Source organism: Streptomyces sp. NPDC043853 (assembly GCF_056436025.1).
Genome location: NZ_JBWKDJ010000006.1, coordinates 43,311 through 62,357 on the forward strand (window position 1 = coordinate 43,311; position 19,047 = coordinate 62,357).

Genomic DNA, 19,047 nt, shown 5'->3' on the forward strand with positions numbered 1-19,047 from the left:
TTTCCTTCTCTCACAGGCACAACGACGCGGGGGCCGCCCGGGAACGTTCCCGGGCGGCCCCCGCGTGGTCGTATCGGAGGTCGGACCAGCGTCCGGCTACTGGCCGGACTCGCCCGCGTGCGGGCTCAGCACGTCCGTGCCGACCAGCACGAACAGCGCTATGCCCAGCACGATCCGGTAGATCACGAAGGGCATGAAGCTCTTGGTGGAGATGAACTTCATGAACCAGGCGATGACCGCGTAGCCGACGACGAAGGCGAGGACCGTCGCGAAGATGGTCGGCCCCCAGGACACATGGCCCTCCTCCATCGCGTCCTTCAGCTCGTAGCCGCCGGAGGCCACCACGGCCGGAATGGCCAGCAGGAAGGAGTACCGGGCCGCCGCCTCACGGGTGTAGCCCATCAGCAGACCGCCGGAGACGGTCGCGCCCGACCGGGAGACACCCGGGATCAGCGCCATCGCCTGGCAGACACCGAAGATCAGGCCGTCCTTGACGTTCAGGTCCCGCAGCGTCTTGCGCTCCCGGAGCGCCCGGTGCCGGCCGCCGGCCTCGTCCCGGGCCGCGAGCCGGTCCGCCACACCCAGCACGATGCCCATCACGATCAGCGTGGTCGCGGTGAGCCGCAGATCCCGGAACGGGCCCTCGATCTGGTCCTTCAGCGTCACACCCAGCACACCGATCGGGATCGAGCCCACGATCACCAGCCAGCCCATCCGGGCGTCGTGGTCGGCGCGCATCGCCTTGTTCGTCAGCGACCGGAACCAGGCGGAGATGATCCGCATGATGTCCTTGCGGAAATAGATCAGCACCGCGGTCTCGGTGCCGATCTGGGTGATGGCGGTGAAGGCCGCACCCGGGTCCTCCCAGCCGGCGAACGCCGCGGTCAGGCGCAGGTGGGCACTGGAAGAGATCGGGAGGAACTCCGTAAGCCCCTGGACGAGACCGAGGATTAGGGATTCGAACCAGCTCATGACGGGGTGCGCTCGTCCTTGTGATCGTCGGGCAGATGGGGACGATGCTAGGGCCCGTGGGTTACGCCGGTGACCACAGGGGTCGGCTGCGGGGGGATTCCGGCCGCGGGCACGGCCGGAGCGGCCGCCAGCCGGTGCCTCTTGCGCCAGGCCACGGCCCCGGCGAGCAGCCCGGACACCGCGATGAAGCCGAAGGAGGCGAGGAAGGCCGGAGAAGTGGGCGACGCAGCGCTGCCGCCCGCGATCACATAGGCCGCGGTGTTGGGGACCGTCCCGATCGCGGTCGCCGTCAGGAAGGGCAGCCAGCCGCACCGGGAGACCGCCGCGATGTAGTTGGCGGCCGCGAAGGGCACGCCCGGGAAGATCCGCACCGCCAGCATCGACCGGAACCCGTGCCGGCTCAGCTGGCCGTCCGCCGCCTTCAGCCAGCGGCCGCGCAGCAGCGGCCGCAGCGCGTCCTGCCCCATCGACCGGCCCAGGCCGAAGGCGATCCCGGCCCCGACGACCGTGCCGGCCACCGCCGCGAGCAGACCGTACTGGGCCCCGAACACCGCCCCGGCGCCCAGGTTCAGCAGCGGGCGCGGCACGAACGCCGCCGTGCACAGTCCGTACGCCACCGCGAACAGCAGCACCGCCGTGCCCACCGGGAGCTCGGGCGGCCAACCCTCCGAGAGCAGCCGCTGGGGCTCGTACAGCACCACCCCGGCGCCTGCCGAGACCAGCAGGACGACGAGCAGCGACAGCCGGGTCCACGGCGCGAGGAGGAGGGACATTCCGGGAGACTAACCGACACGAATGACCCTCCGCCGTAATCTGCGCCTCAGGCGGCCGAACGCCCCGTGGCCGCGAGCGCGCGGAAGGCCGGCGGAAACCCGGCGGAAGACCAGCGGAAAACCATTCGACCGCCGGGCCCGGATCCGGGCAGGATCGGGGCCATGTTCCGGCACGCCTTCCCCGCAGCGCCGTCCGCAGTCGCGGACGTGCCGAAGGCTGCCGTCTTCTCCTCCCCGGCCTCCCCGGCCTCCCCGGCCTTCCTCTGCTTCTCCTCCTCCGATGCCACCGCGACCGCGTTCGGCGGCGCACGAAGCTGACCCTTCCCGGATCGTCCGGCGGACCCCGCAGGGGGAGGGTCGGCAGGACGCAGGGGTCCCGTCTCACGCTTCGAACCAACGGGAAGAGATCATGGCCAAGACGGCCTTCGTGCGGACCAAGCCGCACCTCAACATCGGCACCATGGGTCACGTCGACCACGGCAAGACCACCCTCACCGCCGCCATCACCAAGGTCCTCGCCGAGCGCGGGAGCGCCTCCTTCGTCCCCTTCGACCGGATCGACCGGGCGCCGGAGGAGTCCCGCAGGGGCATCACCATCAACCTGACCCACGTCGAGTACGAGACCGACACCCGGCACTACGCCCACGTGGACATGCCCGGCCACGCCGACTACGTCAAAACCATGGTCACCGGGGCCGCCCAGTTGGACGGCGCGATCCTGGTGGTCTCCGCCCTCGACGGGGTCATGCCGCAGACCGCCGAGCACGTGCTGCTCGCCCGCCAGGTCGGCGTCGACCACATCGTCGTCGCCCTCAACAAGGCCGACGCCGTCGACGACGGTGAAGACGCGGTGCTGACCGACCTGGTCGAGCTGGAGGTGCGCGAGCTGCTCACCGCGCACGGCTACGGCGGGGACGCGGCGCCCGTCGTACGGGTCTCCGGACTGCGGGCGCTGGAGGGCGACCCACGCTGGACGGCGGCCATCGAGGCACTGCTGGACGCCGTGGACACCTACGTCCCGATGCCGGTGCGCTACACCGATGCGCCGTTCCTGCTGCCGGTGGAGAACGTGCTCACCATCACCGGGCGCGGCACCGTCGTCACCGGCGCCGTCGAGCGCGGGACCGTCCGCGTCGGCGACCGGGTCGCCGTCCTCGGCGGCTCCGGTGAGCCGGCCGAGACGGTGGTCACCGGGCTGGAGACCTTCGGGAAGCCGATGGAGTCCGCCGAGGCCGGCGACAACGTGGCGCTGCTGCTGCGCGGGGTGCCCCGGGACGGCGTGCGCCGCGGGCACGTGGTGGCCGCGCCCGGCAGCGTCACGCCCAGGCGTCGGTTCACGGCGCGGGTGTACGTGCTGTCCGCCCGCGAGGGAGGCCGCAGCACCCCGCTGAGCAGCGGATACCGGCCGCAGTTCTACGTACGGACGGCCGACGTGGTCGGGGACGTGGACCTGGGGGAGGCTGGGGTCGCCCGGCCCGGCGAGACGGTCACCATGACCGTGGAGCTGGGCCGCGACCTCCCGCTGGAGCCCGGCCTCGGCTTCGCGATCCGCGAGGGCGGCCGTACGGTCGGCGCCGGCACGGTCACCACCGTCGAGCCGTAGCCGTAGCCGTAGCCGTAGCCGTAGGTCGGCCGTAGGCCGCGGGGACCCCGCTCTGGTGGCGGCAGGAGCGCACTGCGAGACTGCCGCCACCGGGTCACGGCATTCCAGGAAGGCGGCACCGATGACGGGGACGGGGACGGGCGGCGCCGGGACGGCACTGGTCCTGGGCGGCGGCGGGCTGACCGGCGTCGGCTGGGAGTGCGGCATCCTCCACGGCCTGGCCGAAGCGGGGATCGACCTCTTCGCGGCCGGCCGGGTGGACCTGGTCGTCGGCACCTCAGCCGGATCCCTGGTCGGAGCCCAGTTCACCTCCGGGCTCGTCGGCCCCCGCGAGCTGTACGAGCGCCAGCTCGTCGACCCGGCCGGTGAGCCGGTGGCCCGGCTCGGCGGCTCGGTCTTCGCACAGTTCGCCCTGGCCATGCTCCGTTCCCGCACCCCGGAGGCGTACCGGCGGCACATCGGCACCCTCGCGCTCGGGGCCGCCACCGAGCCCGAAGAGTCCCGGCGCGCCGTGCTGGCCGAACGGCTGCTCACCCACGAGTGGCCGGACCGGCGGCTGCTGGTCAGCGCCGTGGACGCGCTCACCGGGGAGCTGCGGGCCTTCGGCCGGGACAGCGGCACCGGACTCGTCGACGCGGTCTCGGCGAGCTGCGCGGTCCCGCTGGTGTGGCCGGCGGTCACCATCGGCGGCCGCCGCTACATCGACGGCGGGATCCGCTCCTCCGCCAATGCCGACCTCGCGGCCGGGTACCGCCGGGTGATCGTCATCGCTCCGGTGGCCCTGGGCTCGCGCCTGGTCCCCTCTCCGCGGACCCAGGCGGCAGCACTGCGGGAGGCCGGTGCGGAGGTGGTGGTGATCCACCCGTCCCGGGAGGCCCGCAGGGCCTTCGGCCGCAATGTGCTCGACCCCGGGCGCCGGGCGCCGGCCGCTCGTGCGGGACGGGCCCAGGCCGCCGCGCACGCCGCCGAGGTGGAGCGGGTCCTGAGCGCCTGAGGCCCGGGGATCCCGCTGCGCCCGGCTGCCGGAGAATGGTGCCGTGAGCGACGAACGGATCCCGGTGCTGCGGGACACGGTGCAGGGCACCGCCAAGCTGATGCCGGACGTGGACCGGGACGCGGGCTGGCTGCTGACCGTCGACGGGGCCCCGCAGTCCTACGTGGACCTCGACGATCCCGGGTACCTGGAGTTCGAGTACGTCCGGCGCCTGGCACACGTGCTGGACTGCGCGGCGGACCCGGGCGAGCCGCTGGACCTGGTCCACCTGGGCGGGGGCGCGCTGACCCTGCCCCGGTACGCCGCCACCGGACGGCCGGGCTCGCGGCAGCAGGTGGTGGAGTTCGACGCGGCCCTGGTGGAACTGGTCGCCGGACACCTGCCGGTGGCGGCCGGGTCCGGGATCACGGTGCACACGGCGGACGCCCGCGCCTGGCTGGAGCAGGCTCCGGCGGCGAGCGCGGACGTGGTGGTCGGGGACGTGTTCGGCGGCTCCCGGGTGCCCGCGCAGCTGGCCTCGGTCGAGTACGCGCGGGAGGTGGCCCGCGTACTGCGGCCGGGCGGGCTGTACGCCGCCAACCTGGCGGACGGTGCCCCCTTCGGCTTCCTCCGGGCCCAGCTGGCCAACTTCCGCGCCGTGTTCGCCGAACTCGCCCTGATCGCGGAGCCCGCGGTGCTCCGTGGCCGCCGCTTCGGCAACGCGGTCCTGCTCGCTTCCGGCACGGACCTCCCCCTGGCGCCCCTGTCCCGGCTGTGCGCGGGCGACGCGTTCCCGGCCCGCGTCGAATCGGGGCGCTCCCTCACCCGGCTCATCGGCACGGCCCACCCGGTGACGGACACCGATGCGGTCCCGTCCCCGGTCCCGCCGACGGGCGCGTTCACCGTCTAGCGAGGGCGTCAGCGCGAAGCCGGCTCCGCCGGAACCGGAGCCGGTCCCGGCGTCGCGTCCCGCTCGGGCGCCGCAGCCGCCTGCGCAGCCGCCTCCGGACCGGATGCCACGGCCTTCGAGCCGCGCCGCCGAAGCCGCCGTACATCCGGCACCACCAGCACCAGCGCCGTCGGTAGCACGACGAGCGCCGCGCACCCCCACAGCGCCGACGTCCGCCCGAACGCCGACTCGGCCGGCCCGGCCAGGGCCGTGGCCAGCGGCAGCATCGACACCGAGCCGAACCAGTCGTACGCGGAGACGCGCGAGAACTTGTCCGCGGGGATCTCCTGGTGGAGCGTCGACATCCAGTTGACGCCGAACACCTCGATCGCCAACCCGCTCACGAACATCGCCACGCACAGTCCCCAGGCCGGCAGCGGCACGGCAAGTCCCGCCGAGGGCAGGGCCAGCGGGAACACGCACAGCGTGCCGACCAGCAGCATCCGGCGCGGCTTCCAGGCCATCATCAGCACGGCGCCCGCGATCGTGCCCACCCCGAAGAAGGCCAGGGCCAGGCCCCAGGGCGCGGGCCCGCCGAGGTGCTCCCGCGCGACCAGCGGCCCGTACACCGATTCGGCCGCGCCCACGACGCCCACCACCACGGAGAACTGGAGGATGATGCCCCACAGCCAGGGCCGGGTCCGCACCTCGTCCCAGCCCTCGCGGAGGTCGGCCAGCAGTCCGCCGCCCTCCTTCGCCCCGGTCTTTCCGCCGACGTCCAAGAAGGCGCGCAGCAGGCCCGCCACCGCGAAGGCGGCGGCGTCCACGGCGAGCACCCAGCCCGGCCCCATCGCGGCGATCATCGCGCCGCCGAGCGCGGCGCCGCCGATGCCGGCACCGTTCACGGCCATCCGGAAGAGGGCGAAGGCGCGGTTGGCGTGTTCGCCGGAGACGGTGGCGAACAGCATGCCCTCCGCCGCCGGGTTGAAGAACGCCTGGCCGGTGCCGCACAGCGCGCTGAACAGCATCATCTGCCACAGCTGTGCGTCGCCGAGGAGCACCACGGCGGCGAAGGCGGCCTGGGAGAGGCAGTTGAGGGAGTTCGCGGCGACCATCACCCGGTGCCGCGGCAGCCGGTCCGCGACGGCCCCGCCGACCAGCAGGAAGAGGACGAGGGGGAGGGTGCGCGCGGCGGCCACCAGGCCTACGTCGCCGCCCGATCCGCCGGCCTCCAGCACCGCGAACGCGGACGCCACCAGGGCGCCGTGCGCACCGAGGTTGGTGATGACGGCGGCGGCCGTCAGCAGGGTGTAGTTCCGGCCCGCCCACGCGGGGCGTTGCCGGCCGGGCGTGCCGGAGGCGGAGGGGGCGGTGGGAGAGCTCACCCCCGGACTATCCCCGTTCGGGACCGTTCTGCCAAACGGATTACCCGTCGGAAATCGTCCGGGGGCGGGGCGGAATCGTGCGGGATCAGCCGGAGGTGAGGCGGACCGTGCTGAGGACCTTCTCGTACACCTCGGGCTTGACCTCGTCCTTCACGCCGGCCGCGCCGTACAGCACCCAGCTGGCGAGGTCGCCCTTGGCGGTCTTGAAGCCGAAGCCGATGGCCTTGCCGTCGGTGGCGCACTTGTGGGGCTTCTTCACGCCGGTGGCGGTGGAGGTGACCATGTGGCCCTTGAGGCCGGAGGCGGTGGTGTACTCCTTGGGCTCGGTGACCTTGACCGTGCCCTTCGGCTCCTTCTGGGCGTAGCCCGCCCAGACCCAGCTGCCGGTGTTGTCGTGGGCGGCCTCTCCGGTGTCCTTGGCGCCGTTGGCGCCCTTCACGCCGGTACCGGCCAGCGAGTACTCCTCGGTGTCACCGTCCTTGTCGGAGTCGACCGTGCACCACTCCTCCTTGAGGTACGCGGGCGCCGACATGCTGATGGCGGGGCTGATGCCGTCGTTCTTCTCCTCGTCGAGGAAGCCAGCGCTGACGCCGGAGCCCAGCACCTTCCACTCGGGAGGCACGTCGAAGGCGACGCCGTACTTGGGGTTGACGACCACCTTCCAGCCGGGGACGGTCGGCTGGACGTCGCCGCCCGAGCGCGGGTTGCCGCTGGGCTTGGCGGGCGCGGCCGGGCTCATGGCGGCCGACGGCGGTGCGGAAGTCGTGTTCTGCGGCTTGTCGTTGGCCTCGGTCTTCTTTTCGTCGTCCTTGGTCAGGACGATCGCGCCGGTGACGGCGGCCGCGACGACCACGGCCGCGGCCGCGATGATCGCCACGGTCTTGGTCGAGTTCGACGAGCCGGAGCCGCCGCCCTGCGGGGGCTGCGGCGGGACCTGCGGACCCCACGGCTGGGTGGTCGGCTGCTGTCCGTACCCCTGCTGCGGGTACCCGTAGCCCGGTTGCTGCTGTCCGTACCCCGGTTGCTGCTCTCCGTACCCCGGCTGCTGGTAAGGGTTCGGCTGCCCCGGCTGCTGGTAGGGGTTCTGGTTGGCGTTCTGCGGGTTCTGGTCGCCCCCGGGCGACGGCTGCTGTCCTGGCCACATGGCCGGTAACGATAGTGGGAGGGGGTGGGAGGGGCTACGTCCGCCCCTCCGAGGGGGCTGGTCAAGCGCATCTACTCACGGGTAACATCGGGGTCCATGAGCGCAGATCAGATGAACATGGGCGAACTGCTCGCCGCCACGGTGCCGATGGTCCGCACCCTCAACCTCCAGTGCGTGGAGACCACGCCCGAGCGCGCCGTCTTCCGCCTGCCGGACCAGCCGGACTACCACAACCACATCCAGGGCCCGCACGCCGGCGCCATGTTCACCCTCGCGGAGTCCGCGAGCGGCGCGATCGTCCTCGCCGCCTTCCAGGAGCAGCTCTCGCGTGCCGTCCCGCTCGCGGTCAGCGCCCAGATCGGCTACAAGAAGGTCGCCAAGGGCCCGGTCACCGCGACCGCCACCCTGGGCCGCCCCGCGGCCGAGGTCGTCGCGGAACTCGACGCGGGCGGCCGCCCCGAGTTCCCGGTGGCCATCACCATCCAGCGCGATTCCGACCAGGCCGTCACGGGCGAGATGACCGTGGTCTGGACCCTGCGTCCCAACAGCTGAACGACCCCGCCCCGGGCCGCGCGTCTCCGCGGGGCCGGGGGTGCCGGTGGCGCAGAGTGGGCGGGGCGGTTCCGTGGGGCCGCCCGCGCCGAGCGCTGCCGCAGGGGGTGTCCATGTCCGAGGAGAAGTCCGAGGCCGTGTCCGGGGTCGAGGCGAAGTCCGAGGCCGTGTCCGGGGTCGAGGCGAAGTCCGAGGCCGTGTCCGGGGTCGAGGCGAAGTCCGAGGCCGTGTCCGGGGTCGGCCGTGTCTGAGGTCGGGGCCGGGTCCGAGGCCCTGTCCCGGCGTTCCGCGCTGCGGCTGCTGGGGGTGGCGGGTGCCGCGCTCGGTGCCGGTGGGGCGGCGGGGTGCGTGGCCGAGGTGCCGCCCGGTGCGGGTCCCCGTACGACGGGCGCGGCGAGCGGGGCCGCGGCCGGGCCCGCCCGGCCGGGCAGCGCCGTCCGGGTCGACACCCTGCTGGAGCACCTCACCCTGGACGAGAAGACCGCCCTGCTGCACGGCGCCCGTGACCCCGCCCCGCTCGGGCAGGCGGCGTACGTGCCCGGGGTACGGCGCCTGGACGTGCCCGTGCTGCGCATCGCCCACGGGCCGAACGGGGTCAAGGTCGCCAAGTCGGCCACCGCGCTGCCCGCCCCCGTCATGCTCGCCTCCGCCTTCGACCCGGGGCTCGCCCGTGAGTACGGGCGGGTGCTCGGCCGGGAGGGGCGGGCGCTCGGCCAGGACCTGCTACTGGCCCCCGTGGCCAACCTGATCCGCACCCCGTACGGCGCCCGCAACGCCGAGAGCCTCGCCGAGGACCCGCGGCTCACCGCCGACCTGGTCGCCGAGCTGGTGCGCGGCATCCAGGACGAGGGACTGATCGCCGCCGTCGGCCGCTTCGCCCTCGACAACCAGCAGCACGGCCGCGGCACCCTCGACGTGACCGTCGACGAACAGACCCTCCAGGAAACCGAACTGCGCGGCTTCGAGTCCGCCGTCGCGGCCGGAGCCGGCGCCCTCGTCGGCGCGTACAACAAGGTCAACGGCGTCCACGCGGGCGAGAGCAGGCAGCTCCTCGACGAACTGCTGCGCGGCCGCTGGGGATTCGACGGCTGGGTGCTGTCCGACTGGAACGCCACCCACAGCACCGTTGCCGCCATCACCTCCGGCCTCGACATGGAACTCCCGGCCGGCATCCACTTCGGCGCCCCGCTGCGCCAGGCGGTGCGGGCCGGAACGGTCTCCGAACCCGCCGTGGACCAGGCCGTCCGCCGGGTGCTCGGCACCATGGACCGCTTCGGACTCCTCGACGGGAGGGCACCCCGCAGGCCCCCGCGCGACCCGGCCGCAGGCGTCCGCACCGCCCGCCGCGTCGCCGTCGCCGGCGCCGTCCTGCTGCGCAACGAGCGCGGCACCCTCCCGCTGGCCGGCCCGGCCGCCCGGTCCATCGCCGTGATCGGCCCCTCCGCCGGTGTCCCCCTGGTCAGCGGCGGCGGCAGCGCCCGTGTGGTGCCCGACCGGGCCGCCGCTCCGCTGGCCGCCATCCGGCAGCGCGCCGGACGGAACGCGACCGTGCGCCACGCCCTCGGCGAGGACGTGCACGGCCGGCCGATCCCCGCCGCGCTGTTCACCCCACCCCTCGCCCTGGAGGAGCAGCGCGTCGACGCCGGCCGCAGCCGCCGCTGGGAGGCCGCCTTCACGCTCCCCGAGGACGACGAGTGGACCCTCCTGCTGCACCACTCCGGGCCCCGCCCCGAGGTCCGGATCGACGGCGAGGAGGTCTTCCCGGTCCGCCCGGGCGCCCCCGAGCCCCTCGCCGGAACCCTGCTCGGCACCGCCGCGGACGGGCTCACGGTCCGCCGCCGGGCCCTGGGGCTCAAGGCCGGTCCGCACAAGCTGGCCGTCACCGCCCGCGGTGGCACCGCGGGGCAGCGCTTCCGGCTCCGGCACACCACCCGGGCCACCCGGGCCGCCGACCTCGCCGAGGCGGTCAAGGCCGCCAAGGCCGCCCACAGCGTGGTGCTCTTCGCCTACGAGGACGCCGCCCCCGGCACCGACCGCACCACCCTCGCCCTGCCCGGCGGCCAGCAGGCGCTGATCGAGGCCGTCACCGCCGCCAACCCGCGCACCGCGGTCGTCCTCAACACCTCCTCCGCCACCACCATGCCGTGGCTGGACCGGACCGGCGCCGTCCTCCAGATGTACTACCCCGGGCAGGAGGGCGCCGCGGCCACCGCCGACGTGCTCTTCGGCGATGCCGACCCGGGCGGCCGGCTCACCCAGACCTTCCCGGCCGACGAGCGGGCCCATCCCTTCGGCGGGGACCTGCTGCGCTATCCCGGGGTCGGCGGACGGCAGGAGTACAGCGAGGGCGTCCACGTGGGGCACCGCTGGTACGACGCGCAGCGCGTGGCACCGCTGTTCCCCTTCGGGCACGGCCAGTCGTACACCTCCTGGCGCTACGAGCAGCCCGCCGTACGCTCCGAGGACGGCGCACTGCGGGTGGAGTTCACCGTCCGCAACACCGGCCGCCGCAAGGGCACCGAGGTGGCCCAGGTGTACGTCGGGCCCTCGCCGGACCTCAAGCTGGACCAGCCGGTCCGGGCCCTGGCCGGATACCGGCGGATCTCCCTCGGCCCGGGGCAGGCCCAGCGGATCACCGTGACCCTCGACCGGCGCGCGCTGTCCTCGTGGGACCCCGTACGGCACGCGTGGGTGCTGGGCACCGGGCGCCGGGAGGTCTTCGTCGGGCGCTCCTCCCGGGAACTGCCGCTGCGGGCCAAGGCCGTGGTCCGCAGCAGGTAGGCTCCCCGTCGGTACGCGGTGCGCCACAGGGGGCGGACCGGGGTCGACACGGGAGGACGCGCCGGTGCACATCCAGGAGTGGCTGGAGACCGTTCCGGCGGTGAGCGTCTACCTGCTGGTGGGACTGGTCATCGGGCTGGAGAGCCTCGGCATCCCGCTGCCCGGCGAGATCATCCTGGTCAGCTCGGCCCTGCTGGCCTCCCAGCACGGGGACATCGACCCGCTCGTGCTCGGCATCTGCGCCACCACCGGTGCGATCGTCGGCGACTCCATCGGCTACGCCATCGGCCGGCGCGGCGGCAAACCGCTGCTGGAACGCCTCGGCCGGCGGTTCCCCAAGCACTTCGGCGCGGCGCAGATCGCCATGGCGGAGCGGTCCTTCGAGAAGTGGGGCATGTGGGCGGTCTTCTTCGGCCGGTTCGTGGCCCTGCTGCGGATCTTCGCCGGGCCGCTGGCGGGCGTGCTGCACATGCCGTACTGGAAGTTCCTGATCGCCAACGTCCTCGGCGGGATCCTCTGGGCGGGGGGCACCACCGCGGTCATCTACTACGTCGGCATCGTCGCGGAGGCCTGGCTGAAGCGGTTCTCCTGGCTGGGGCTGGTGCTCGCGGTGCTGATCGGGCTGACCTCGATGCTGGTGCTCAAGCGGCGGGCGGCCAAGGCCGCGGCCGCGGCCGAAACGGAGCCGGCTGCCGAGCCGGAGCCCGCCCTGGCCGCCGACCGGGCGTGACCCGCCGGGGTGGTGCCGGGGCGCGCCTCGAGCGCAGGGCCGGGGTTCCCCGCGGGGCTGTTCCCCACCCCGCCCCCCAGACTCCGTCCGGGGGGACCCCCATCCCGAAACCGGGGCTCCGCCCCGGACCCCGCCCCCGGTCGGGGGCGGTCGGCCGCAACGGGCCTGCAGCGCCGTCGGGGCTTGGTCGCGCAGTTCCCCGCGCCCCTGACAGGGCTTACTCGGCCGGGGCCACCGATGCGCGGTGCTGCTTGGCGAGTTCCACGTACATCGTCGCGTTGAGGCGGATGCCTTCCTTCTCCTCCTCGGTCAGCTCGCGGCGGACCTTCGCCGGGACCCCGGCGACCAGCGAGCCCGGCGGGACCACCATGCCCTGGGGGACCAGGGCCTGGGCGGCGACCAGCGAGCCCGCGCCGATCACCGCGCCGTTGAGGACCGTCGCGCCCATGCCGATCAGGCAGTCGTCCTCGACGGTGCAGCCGTGCACCACCGCGTTGTGGCCGACGGAGACCCGCTCGCCGATGGAGACCGGGAAACCGGGGTCCGTGTGGACCGTGCAGTTGTCCTGGACGTTGCTGTCCGCGCCCATCGTGATCGGGGCGCAGTCGGCGCGGAGCACCGCCGAGTACCAGATGCTCGTACCGGCGGCCATGGTGACGTCGCCGACGACCACGGAGGTCGGGGCGGTGAACGCCTCGGGGTCGACCTGCGGGTTCTTGCCGGCCACGGCCGCCACCAGTGCCCCGGCCGGTCCGCCCGTTTGATGCGTCATATCTGGTCTCTTCCCTCTGGTTCACGGTGCCGCGCTCCGCAGCACCGTAGACGATGGGGTGAAGATCACAGCAGCCCGGCCCGGATGCCCGCCGCCCGGCGCACTACCGTGGCCGGGTGCCGAAGAACAGAAACACGTTCTCATCCGTGGCCCCCGCACTGGCGTCCTGGCGCCGCCGCGTGGCCGGCCGTGCCGTGCACGCGGGCTGGCGCTGGATGCAGCAGGCCGGCGCGGTCACCGCACAGACCCCCGGCCCCCACCGGTTCGGCGCCATCGGCGCCGGCACCCGGCTCGCCTTCCCCCAGGGCACCGTCTTCGGCGCGCCCTGGATCCGGCTCGGCGACCACTGCATCATCGGCGAGCAGGTGACCCTGACCGCCGGGATGATGCCCGACCTCGACCTCGGCCCGGACCCGGTGCTGGTGCTCGGCAACGGCGTGGTCCTCGGCCGCGGCAGCCACGTGATCGCCGACACCCGGATCAGCATCGGCGACGACACCTTCTGCGGCCCCGGCGTCTACATCACGTCCACCAACCACAGCTACGACGACCCGCACGAGCCCGTCGGCCGGCAGTGGCCGCGCAGCGAGCCGGTGGAGATCGGCCCGGGCTGCTGGCTTGGCACCGGCTCGGTGATCCTCCCCGGGGCGCGGCTCGGCCGGAACGTCGTGGTCGCCGCCGGCGCCGTCGTACGGGGCGAGGTACCCGACCACGCCGTGGTGGCGGGGGCGCCGGCCCGGATCGTACGGCGCTGGGAGCCCGACACCGGCTGGCAGCCGCCGTTGCGCACCCCGGCGCCGCGCCCGATCCCCGACGGGGTCACCCCCGAACAGCTCCGCGCCCTGGCGGAGATGGCCGAAGCGGAGGAGACGGGCTGACCGGGCCCGACCGGACGGGCCCGCGCCCGTGCCGTCCGGTCGGCGAGAAGCGGCGCTAGTGATTCCGCTTGGCCTGTATCTTTCGCCCTGGCAGGGCCCGATCGGGGTCGGCGCGGCCGGCCGGGGCGGGGAGACCGTACGCGAGGCGCGGGACGGCCGGAATCCGCCGCGCGAACCGCCTGGGCACTGCCATGATGACGGCACTACGGCGGGCCGTGGCCCTCCTTCGGCCGGCCCGGGAGGGGGGCGGCGTGAAGCGCGAACCGGAGGCACTGCGAGCCGGTGATCCCGTCCAGGTCGGCCCGTACCGGATCACCGGACGGCTGGGCGGCGGCGGTATGGGCACCGTCTACCTCGGGCGCTCCCGGGGCGGCCGGGCCGTCGCGGTCAAGGTGGTCCGCCCGGAACTGGCGGAGGACGCGGAGTTCCGGCGCCGGTTCGTCCGCGAGGTCACCGCGGCGCGCCAGGTCAACGGGGTGTTCACGGCCGGCCTCATCGACGCCGACCCGGACGCGAGCCCGCCCTGGCTGGCCACGGCCTACGTCTCCGGCCCGTCCCTCAACGACGCGGTCCGGACGCACGGCCCCTGGCCCGAGCCGTCCGTGCTCGCACTGGCCGCCGGAGTGGCCGAGGCCCTGGAGGCCATCCACGGACACGAGGTCGTCCACCGGGACCTCAAGCCGGCCAACGTACTGCTCTCACCCGACGGGCCGCGCGTCATCGACTTCGGCATCTCCGTCGTCTCCGACGGCGCCACGGAACTCACGCGCACCGGCTTCATGGTGGGCACCCCCGGGTTCATGGCCCCCGAACAGCTCACCGGCGAACCGGTCACCGCGGCCACCGACGTGTTCGCCCTGGGCGCTCTGCTGACGTACACCGCCACCGGCGCGGGCCCGTTCGGCGGCGGCACCGTCTCGCAGCTGATGTACCGGGTGGTGCACGAGGAGCCGGACATCGCCGGGCTGCCCCCGAGGCTGCGCGAGCTGGTCGGCCGCTGCCTGGCCAAGGACCCGGCCGCCCGTCCCACGGTGTCCGGGCTCCTGGAGGAGCTGTCCGGCGACACCGAGGCCACCGCGGGAGCGCGGTGGCTGCCCGCCCCGCTGGCCGCGGTGCTGTTCACCGAGGACGCCGTCCGCGCCGACGGGACCGTACCGACCAAGGTCGACCCGCGGACGCCGACGGCCCCCGACCCGCGCACCCCCGCGCGGTTCGGCACCGATCCCGCTGCCCCGACGGCCACCACACCGGCACGGCACGAGCAGCCACAGCACCCGGAGCAGCCGCCGCCGCAGCCCCGGCAGCCGCCGCATCCGCAGGGGCCGCCGGTTCCGGTGCCGCCACACGGACCCGGTGGCTTCGGGCCGCCGCCCCAGGACGTCCGGCCGCTGCCGCCCACCTTTTCCCAGTACCCGGTGGACGACCGGCTCCGGGGCGGTTCGCGACCGGGGTCGGGCGGCCGGACCGCGCTCTTCGCCGGCGCCGCGGCGGCCGCCGCGGTGGTGATCGGCCTCCTGGCCTGGCTCCTGCCGCGGGCCTGGGAGGAGGCGGGCACGGGCACCGGGAGCGGCCCGGTGTCGGGGCCGTCGTCGTCGGCGCCGTCCGCCTCGGTCTCCTCCGCCCCCGGAGCGCCGCCGCTGGGTCCCCGGCCTTCCTCGCCGGGAGGGTCCTCCGGCGGCACGCAGGCGGCCCCCTCGCCGTCCGCGGACAGCGGACCCGGGGTGGTCGGTGTGTGGCGGGGCACCTACCGGTGCACCCAGGGCCTCACCCGTCTCGACCTCACCATCAACCGGGCGGGCGGAAACGCACTGCAGGCCGTGTTCGCGTTCTCCGCGCACCCGGACAACCCGGCCGTGCCGAGCGGCTCGTTCACGATGATCGGGTTCCACGAGAACGGACGGATGGTGCTGCGCGGCGACCAGTGGATCGTCCAGCCTCCGGGCTACCTGACCGTCGACCTGGAGGCGACCGTGACGGGGACCCGGCCCTCCGTGATCAACGGCACCGTCGTCGCCGCGGGATCCGCCTGCTCCATCTTCGCCGTGGAACGCCAGGACTGACCGGACGCCGGGGACCTGCCCGAGGCCGGCCCCTGGGCGGGCCGGCTTGGGCGGGTCTCCTCAGCCCGCCGCCAGCAGCACGGTGCCGGCCAGGGCGAGGCCCGCGCCGGCCGCCTGCACCGTACGCAGCCGCTCCTTCAGCAGCGCGAACGCCGCCAGCGCGGTGATCACCGGATACAGGGAGGACAGGACCGCGGCCACCGTGACCGGCCCGGACTGCGCGGCGAGCGAGTACGTGCCGTTCGCCGCGACATCGGCCAGGCCCACGAAGGCCAGCGCGGGCACCAGCGGCCACAGGTCACGCAGGCCGGTGCCCTCCGGCAGCACCGCGGCACCCCGGCGGGCGCCCAGCCACAGCGCGGTCCCGCCCGCCGCCACATTGGTCACCCGCTGCACCAGCAGCGCCAGGAACAGCCCGGTCACCGTCGAGGACGCCTCCGCGATCAGGGCCATCACCGCCCCGAAGCCGAAGGCCGCCACCAGGGTGAGCACGACCGCCTGGCGCTGCACCGGCGCCCCGCGCAGCTCGGGCCCGCCGGCCAGGACGATGCCGACCAGGGCCACCGCGATCCCGGCGACCTGCCCGAGCCCCGGCCGCTCGCCGACCATCAGACCGACGGCGACCGGCACCACCACGCCCAGCGAACCCAGCGGCGACACCACGCCCATCGGCCCCAGGGCCAGCGCCTTGTAGAAGCTGAACATCGCGACCGGGCCGACCAGGCCCGCTCCGACCGCGAACCACAGCTGAGGCCCGGCCTCCCGCCAGCCGCCCGTCGCCAGCACGATCGCCCCGAGCACCACCACGGCGATCACCTGCGAGGCCATCACCACCGTCAGGGCCGGCAGCCGCCGCGTCAGCAGCCCGCCGCCGAAATCGGCGAACCCCCACAGCACGGCGGTGGCCAGGGCGAGCAGAACGGACATCCGGGGACCTCACACAGCACGATCGGGCGAACCGACCGAGTACATCACACGATCGGCCCGGCGCACCGGTGAGGAACCCCCGGGGGAGCCCCGGCCGCTCAGCCGAGGGCGGGGATCTCGATGGCGGGGCACCGGTCCATGACCATGTGCAGCCCCGCCGCGCGGGTGCGCTCGTACGCCGCCTCGTCGATCACGCCGAGCTGGAACCAGACCGCCCCGGCGCCCTTCGCCACCGCCTGGTCGGCGACCGGGCCGGCCAGGTGGCTGTTCACGAACACGTCCACCACGTCCACCTCGAAGGGGATCTCCGCCAGCGAGGCGTACCCGGGCTCGCCGTGGACCGTCTCCGCCTTCGGGTGCACCGGGACCACCCGCTTGCCGAACCGCTGGAGCACCTGCGCCACCCCGTAGGCCGCCCGGTTCCGGTTGTTGGACAGGCCCACCACGGCCCAGGTGTCACCGAGCTCGGTGAGGATCGTGCGGATGGTCGCCTGGTCGCCGTACACGTGCGCCGCCTCCTGTGGCCGTTGGCGCGGTCCGGCCGTTCGCCGCACCGCCTGCCGGATCAACCGGCCGCAGGCCCGTACGATTCCCGCCCCGCCGTCCGCATAGGGTGGAGCGGTGAAGGCAGACCAGTACGTGACGGTGGCCCGCGAGGGCGTGCACGAGTCGGAGATCAACCGCTCCAGGTTCATCTGCTCGCTCGCACCCGCCGCGACCGAGGAAGAGGCCCAGGCGTTCGTCGCCCGCATCCGCCGGGAGCACCCCACCGCCACGCACAACTGCTACGCGTACGTCATCGGCGCCGACGCGTCGGTGCAGAAGGCCAGTGACGACGGCGAGCCCGGCGGCACCGCCGGGGTGCCCATGCTGCAGATGCTCACCCGCCGGGACGTCCGCTACGCCGTCGCCGTGGTCACCCGCTACTACGGCGGGGTCAAACTGGGCGCGGGCGGGCTGATCCGCGCGTACGGAGGGGTCGTCGGGGAGGCCCTCGACGCGCTGGGCACCGTCACCCGGCACCGCTACCGGCTGGCCACCGTCACCGTCGACCACCAGCGGGCCGGGAAGATGCAGAACGACCTGCGCTCGACCGGCCGCGCCGTGCTGGACGTCCGGTACGGGGAGGCCGTCTCCCTGGAGATCGGCCTCCCCGAGTCGGACATCGACGCCTTCCGGGCCTGGCTGGCCGACACCACCGCCGGCACCGCCGGATTCGAACTCGGCGGTGAGGCCTACGGCGACGGCGACGGGGTCGGCTGAGGTGACGGGGCGCTGATCACAGGGTGCCGTACAGGCGGTCCGTGTGGCGCAGGGCGTGCTCGCCGACGGCCCGGCCGAGCCGGACGCCCGCCTCGTCCGCCGTACGGCTGTGGATCCCCGACCAGACCCGGGCGTCGACGTTGTCCCGGGTCAGCGCCCCCCAGCTGGTGTACGTGCGCGCCACCCCGGGCGCGGTCGGGCTGGTGAAGGTGAACGGGGCGGTACGCGGACCGGTCAGGGCGTCCAGCACCGCCTGGGCGGCACCGGCGTAGGTGGCGTGGCCGCTGGGATAGTCGGGGTGTGCCGGAGTCTGGTGCAGCGGCCGCCAGGCCGGGTCCGTCCCGAGGGAACCGGTGCGGATCGCGGTCACCGGACGCCAGCGCAGGTACGTGTACTTGCTGTCGGAGGTCGCGATCTGGGTGTCGACCAGCGCGGTGTGGAACAGCGCCAGGAGTTCGGCGCGGTCGGCGGCCGAGCCGTCCGACCGGGCCACGGCCACCCGCAGCGGCTCGGTGTACAGGGTCAGCGAGGAGCCGTACCAGAAGGTCGCGGTCTCGGTCTGCCGCGCCGTGCGGACCGCGCTGTCGGCCGCGCCGTACGCGCGCACCTCGGCCAGGTCGGCCCGGTAGCGGCGGGAATCGAGGGCCGGCGGCGGGCCGAGCCGGTACTGGGACGGCGCGTCCAGCAGGAAGGGCCTGGCCACCCGGTTGCCGTACTGGACGGCCGGGGCGTAGCCGTCCGGAGTCGGCTGCCACACGCCGGGAGCCGCGGGCGGGACCGGGAACGGCGCGTTCACCGAGGCCGGGTCCAGGCCGTCCCCGGTACGGGCGGCGAGGACCGCGCGGGCCTGCCGGGCACCGGCGGCCACCCCGCGGTCCTCCGCCGGGCCGTCCGGCACCAGGGCCAAGGTGGCGGCCAGGGCGGCGTCGAGTTCGGTCCTGCGCGACGGCGCGAGGGCGACCAGGGCGGCGTGCACGGCCGAGGAGATCGCGGCGTCCTCGAAGACGGCCCGGGACCGGCCCTGCGGCGCCTCCCGGGCGGCCCGCGCGGCGGCCAGCCAACCGATGGCCCAGGTGCGGCTGTTGGTGATCTGGGTGGGTGCGGGGGCGGCGTCGACCGTCCGCGCGGTGGTGTCGTACCAGTCGAGCACGACCGAGCCGCGGCCGGCGCCGTGCGCGGGGTCCACCGGGGTGCCGACGGGGGCGGCCGAGGCGCCGGCCGAGGGCAGGGCGGCGGTCAGCGCGAGCAGCGCGGCGGCGACCAGGCCGGGGCGCCGGGTGCGGCTCTGCGTGCGGGTACGGATACGGGTGCGGGTACGGCTGCGGGTGCGTGTGGTCAGCGGCAT

The 19,047-nt window shown here is 74.5% G+C and carries 19 protein-coding genes; 11 read left to right on the plus strand and 8 right to left on the minus strand.

Annotation, left to right across the window (positions count from 1 at the left end; all coding sequences use genetic code 11):
* Positions 1-96: 96 nt before the first annotated feature.
* Both AC067U_RS17830 and AC067U_RS17835 read right to left on the minus strand, forming a co-directional pair.
* On the minus strand, positions 97-972 hold the full coding sequence (locus AC067U_RS17830; protein ID WP_478830654.1) for an undecaprenyl-diphosphate phosphatase: 876 nt from the start codon (positions 970-972) through the stop codon (positions 97-99).
* A gap of 47 nt (positions 973-1,019) precedes the next feature.
* Positions 1,020-1,745 (minus strand): TVP38/TMEM64 family protein, encoded by a 726-nt coding sequence (locus tag AC067U_RS17835; protein ID WP_478830655.1) that lies wholly within the window; start codon positions 1,743-1,745, stop codon positions 1,020-1,022.
* A 162-nt stretch (positions 1,746-1,907) separates the two neighbouring features.
* Here AC067U_RS17835 and AC067U_RS17840 point away from each other — a divergent pair, with 162 nt between their 5' ends.
* From AC067U_RS17840 to AC067U_RS17855, 4 genes are all read left to right on the plus strand, one after another.
* Positions 1,908-2,063, plus strand: a complete 156-nt coding sequence (locus AC067U_RS17840) for a hypothetical protein (RefSeq protein ID WP_478830656.1) — start codon at positions 1,908-1,910, stop codon at positions 2,061-2,063.
* Positions 2,064-2,154: 91 nt separating this feature from the next.
* Positions 2,155-3,348, plus strand: a complete 1,194-nt coding sequence (gene tuf / locus AC067U_RS17845) for an elongation factor Tu (RefSeq protein ID WP_478830657.1) — start codon at positions 2,155-2,157, stop codon at positions 3,346-3,348.
* Positions 3,349-3,469: 121 nt separating this feature from the next.
* Positions 3,470-4,342 (plus strand): patatin-like phospholipase family protein, encoded by an 873-nt coding sequence (locus AC067U_RS17850; RefSeq protein WP_478830658.1) that lies wholly within the window; start codon positions 3,470-3,472, stop codon positions 4,340-4,342.
* 100 nt (positions 4,343-4,442) lie between these two features.
* A complete protein-coding gene (locus tag AC067U_RS17855) occupies positions 4,443-5,231 on the plus strand; it encodes a spermidine synthase (protein ID WP_478830916.1) in 789 nt (262 codons plus the stop codon).
* 8 nt (positions 5,232-5,239) lie between these two features.
* Here the strand turns inward: AC067U_RS17855 and AC067U_RS17860 are convergent, their stop codons facing one another.
* The gene (locus AC067U_RS17860; protein WP_478830659.1) at positions 5,240-6,595 is read right to left on the minus strand and encodes an MFS transporter; all 1,356 of its coding nucleotides are present in this window, start codon (positions 6,593-6,595) and stop codon (positions 5,240-5,242) included.
* A gap of 85 nt (positions 6,596-6,680) precedes the next feature.
* Positions 6,681-7,739, minus strand: a complete 1,059-nt coding sequence (locus AC067U_RS17865) for a DUF8017 domain-containing protein (RefSeq protein ID WP_478830660.1) — start codon at positions 7,737-7,739, stop codon at positions 6,681-6,683.
* A gap of 96 nt (positions 7,740-7,835) precedes the next feature.
* On the opposite strand from AC067U_RS17865, the gene AC067U_RS17870 reads away from it, so the two are divergent.
* The 4 genes from AC067U_RS17870 to AC067U_RS17885 all read left to right on the plus strand — a co-directional run bounded on the left by AC067U_RS17870 (position 7,836) and on the right by AC067U_RS17885 (position 11,802).
* Positions 7,836-8,291 carry a DUF4442 domain-containing protein gene (locus tag AC067U_RS17870; protein ID WP_478830661.1) on the plus strand — a complete coding sequence of 152 codons (456 nt, stop codon included), beginning with the start codon at positions 7,836-7,838 and terminating at the stop codon, positions 8,289-8,291.
* A 113-nt stretch (positions 8,292-8,404) separates the two neighbouring features.
* Positions 8,405-8,542: a hypothetical protein gene (locus tag AC067U_RS17875; protein ID WP_478830662.1), complete on the plus strand. Its 138-nt coding sequence runs from the start codon at positions 8,405-8,407 to the stop codon at positions 8,540-8,542.
* Positions 8,535-11,072 carry a beta-glucosidase gene (locus AC067U_RS17880; RefSeq protein WP_478830663.1) on the plus strand — a complete coding sequence of 846 codons (2,538 nt, stop codon included), beginning with the start codon at positions 8,535-8,537 and terminating at the stop codon, positions 11,070-11,072. The genes AC067U_RS17875 and AC067U_RS17880 overlap by 8 nt, the downstream gene beginning before the upstream one ends.
* A 64-nt stretch (positions 11,073-11,136) precedes the next feature.
* Positions 11,137-11,802: a DedA family protein gene (locus AC067U_RS17885; RefSeq protein ID WP_478830664.1), complete on the plus strand. Its 666-nt coding sequence runs from the start codon at positions 11,137-11,139 to the stop codon at positions 11,800-11,802.
* Between the two features lie 217 nt (positions 11,803-12,019).
* Here AC067U_RS17885 and AC067U_RS17890 read toward each other — a convergent pair whose 3' ends face one another.
* On the minus strand, positions 12,020-12,574 hold the full coding sequence (locus tag AC067U_RS17890) for a gamma carbonic anhydrase family protein (RefSeq protein ID WP_478830665.1): 555 nt from the start codon (positions 12,572-12,574) through the stop codon (positions 12,020-12,022).
* 116 nt (positions 12,575-12,690) lie between these two features.
* On the opposite strand from AC067U_RS17890, the gene AC067U_RS17895 reads away from it, so the two are divergent.
* Together AC067U_RS17895 and AC067U_RS17900 are read left to right on the plus strand one after the other, a co-directional pair.
* Positions 12,691-13,452 (plus strand): acyltransferase, encoded by a 762-nt coding sequence (locus tag AC067U_RS17895; RefSeq protein ID WP_478830666.1) that lies wholly within the window; start codon positions 12,691-12,693, stop codon positions 13,450-13,452.
* A gap of 251 nt (positions 13,453-13,703) precedes the next feature.
* Positions 13,704-15,512 (plus strand): serine/threonine-protein kinase, encoded by a 1,809-nt coding sequence (locus tag AC067U_RS17900; RefSeq protein WP_478830667.1) that lies wholly within the window; start codon positions 13,704-13,706, stop codon positions 15,510-15,512.
* 60 nt (positions 15,513-15,572) lie between these two features.
* Here the strand turns inward: AC067U_RS17900 and AC067U_RS17905 are convergent, their stop codons facing one another.
* Positions 15,573-16,439, minus strand: a complete 867-nt coding sequence (locus AC067U_RS17905) for an EamA family transporter (RefSeq protein ID WP_478830668.1) — start codon at positions 16,437-16,439, stop codon at positions 15,573-15,575.
* A 98-nt stretch (positions 16,440-16,537) separates the two neighbouring features.
* A complete protein-coding gene (locus AC067U_RS17910; protein ID WP_478830669.1) occupies positions 16,538-16,945 on the minus strand; it encodes a CoA-binding protein in 408 nt (135 codons plus the stop codon).
* Positions 16,946-17,060: 115 nt separating this feature from the next.
* Between AC067U_RS17910 and AC067U_RS17915 the strand changes: the two genes are divergently transcribed.
* Positions 17,061-17,702, plus strand: a complete 642-nt coding sequence (locus AC067U_RS17915; protein ID WP_478830670.1) for a YigZ family protein — start codon at positions 17,061-17,063, stop codon at positions 17,700-17,702.
* Between the two features lie 16 nt (positions 17,703-17,718).
* On the opposite strand, the gene AC067U_RS17920 is transcribed toward AC067U_RS17915, so the two are convergent.
* Positions 17,719-19,047 (minus strand): vanadium-dependent haloperoxidase, encoded by a 1,329-nt coding sequence (locus AC067U_RS17920; RefSeq protein ID WP_478830671.1) that lies wholly within the window; start codon positions 19,045-19,047, stop codon positions 17,719-17,721.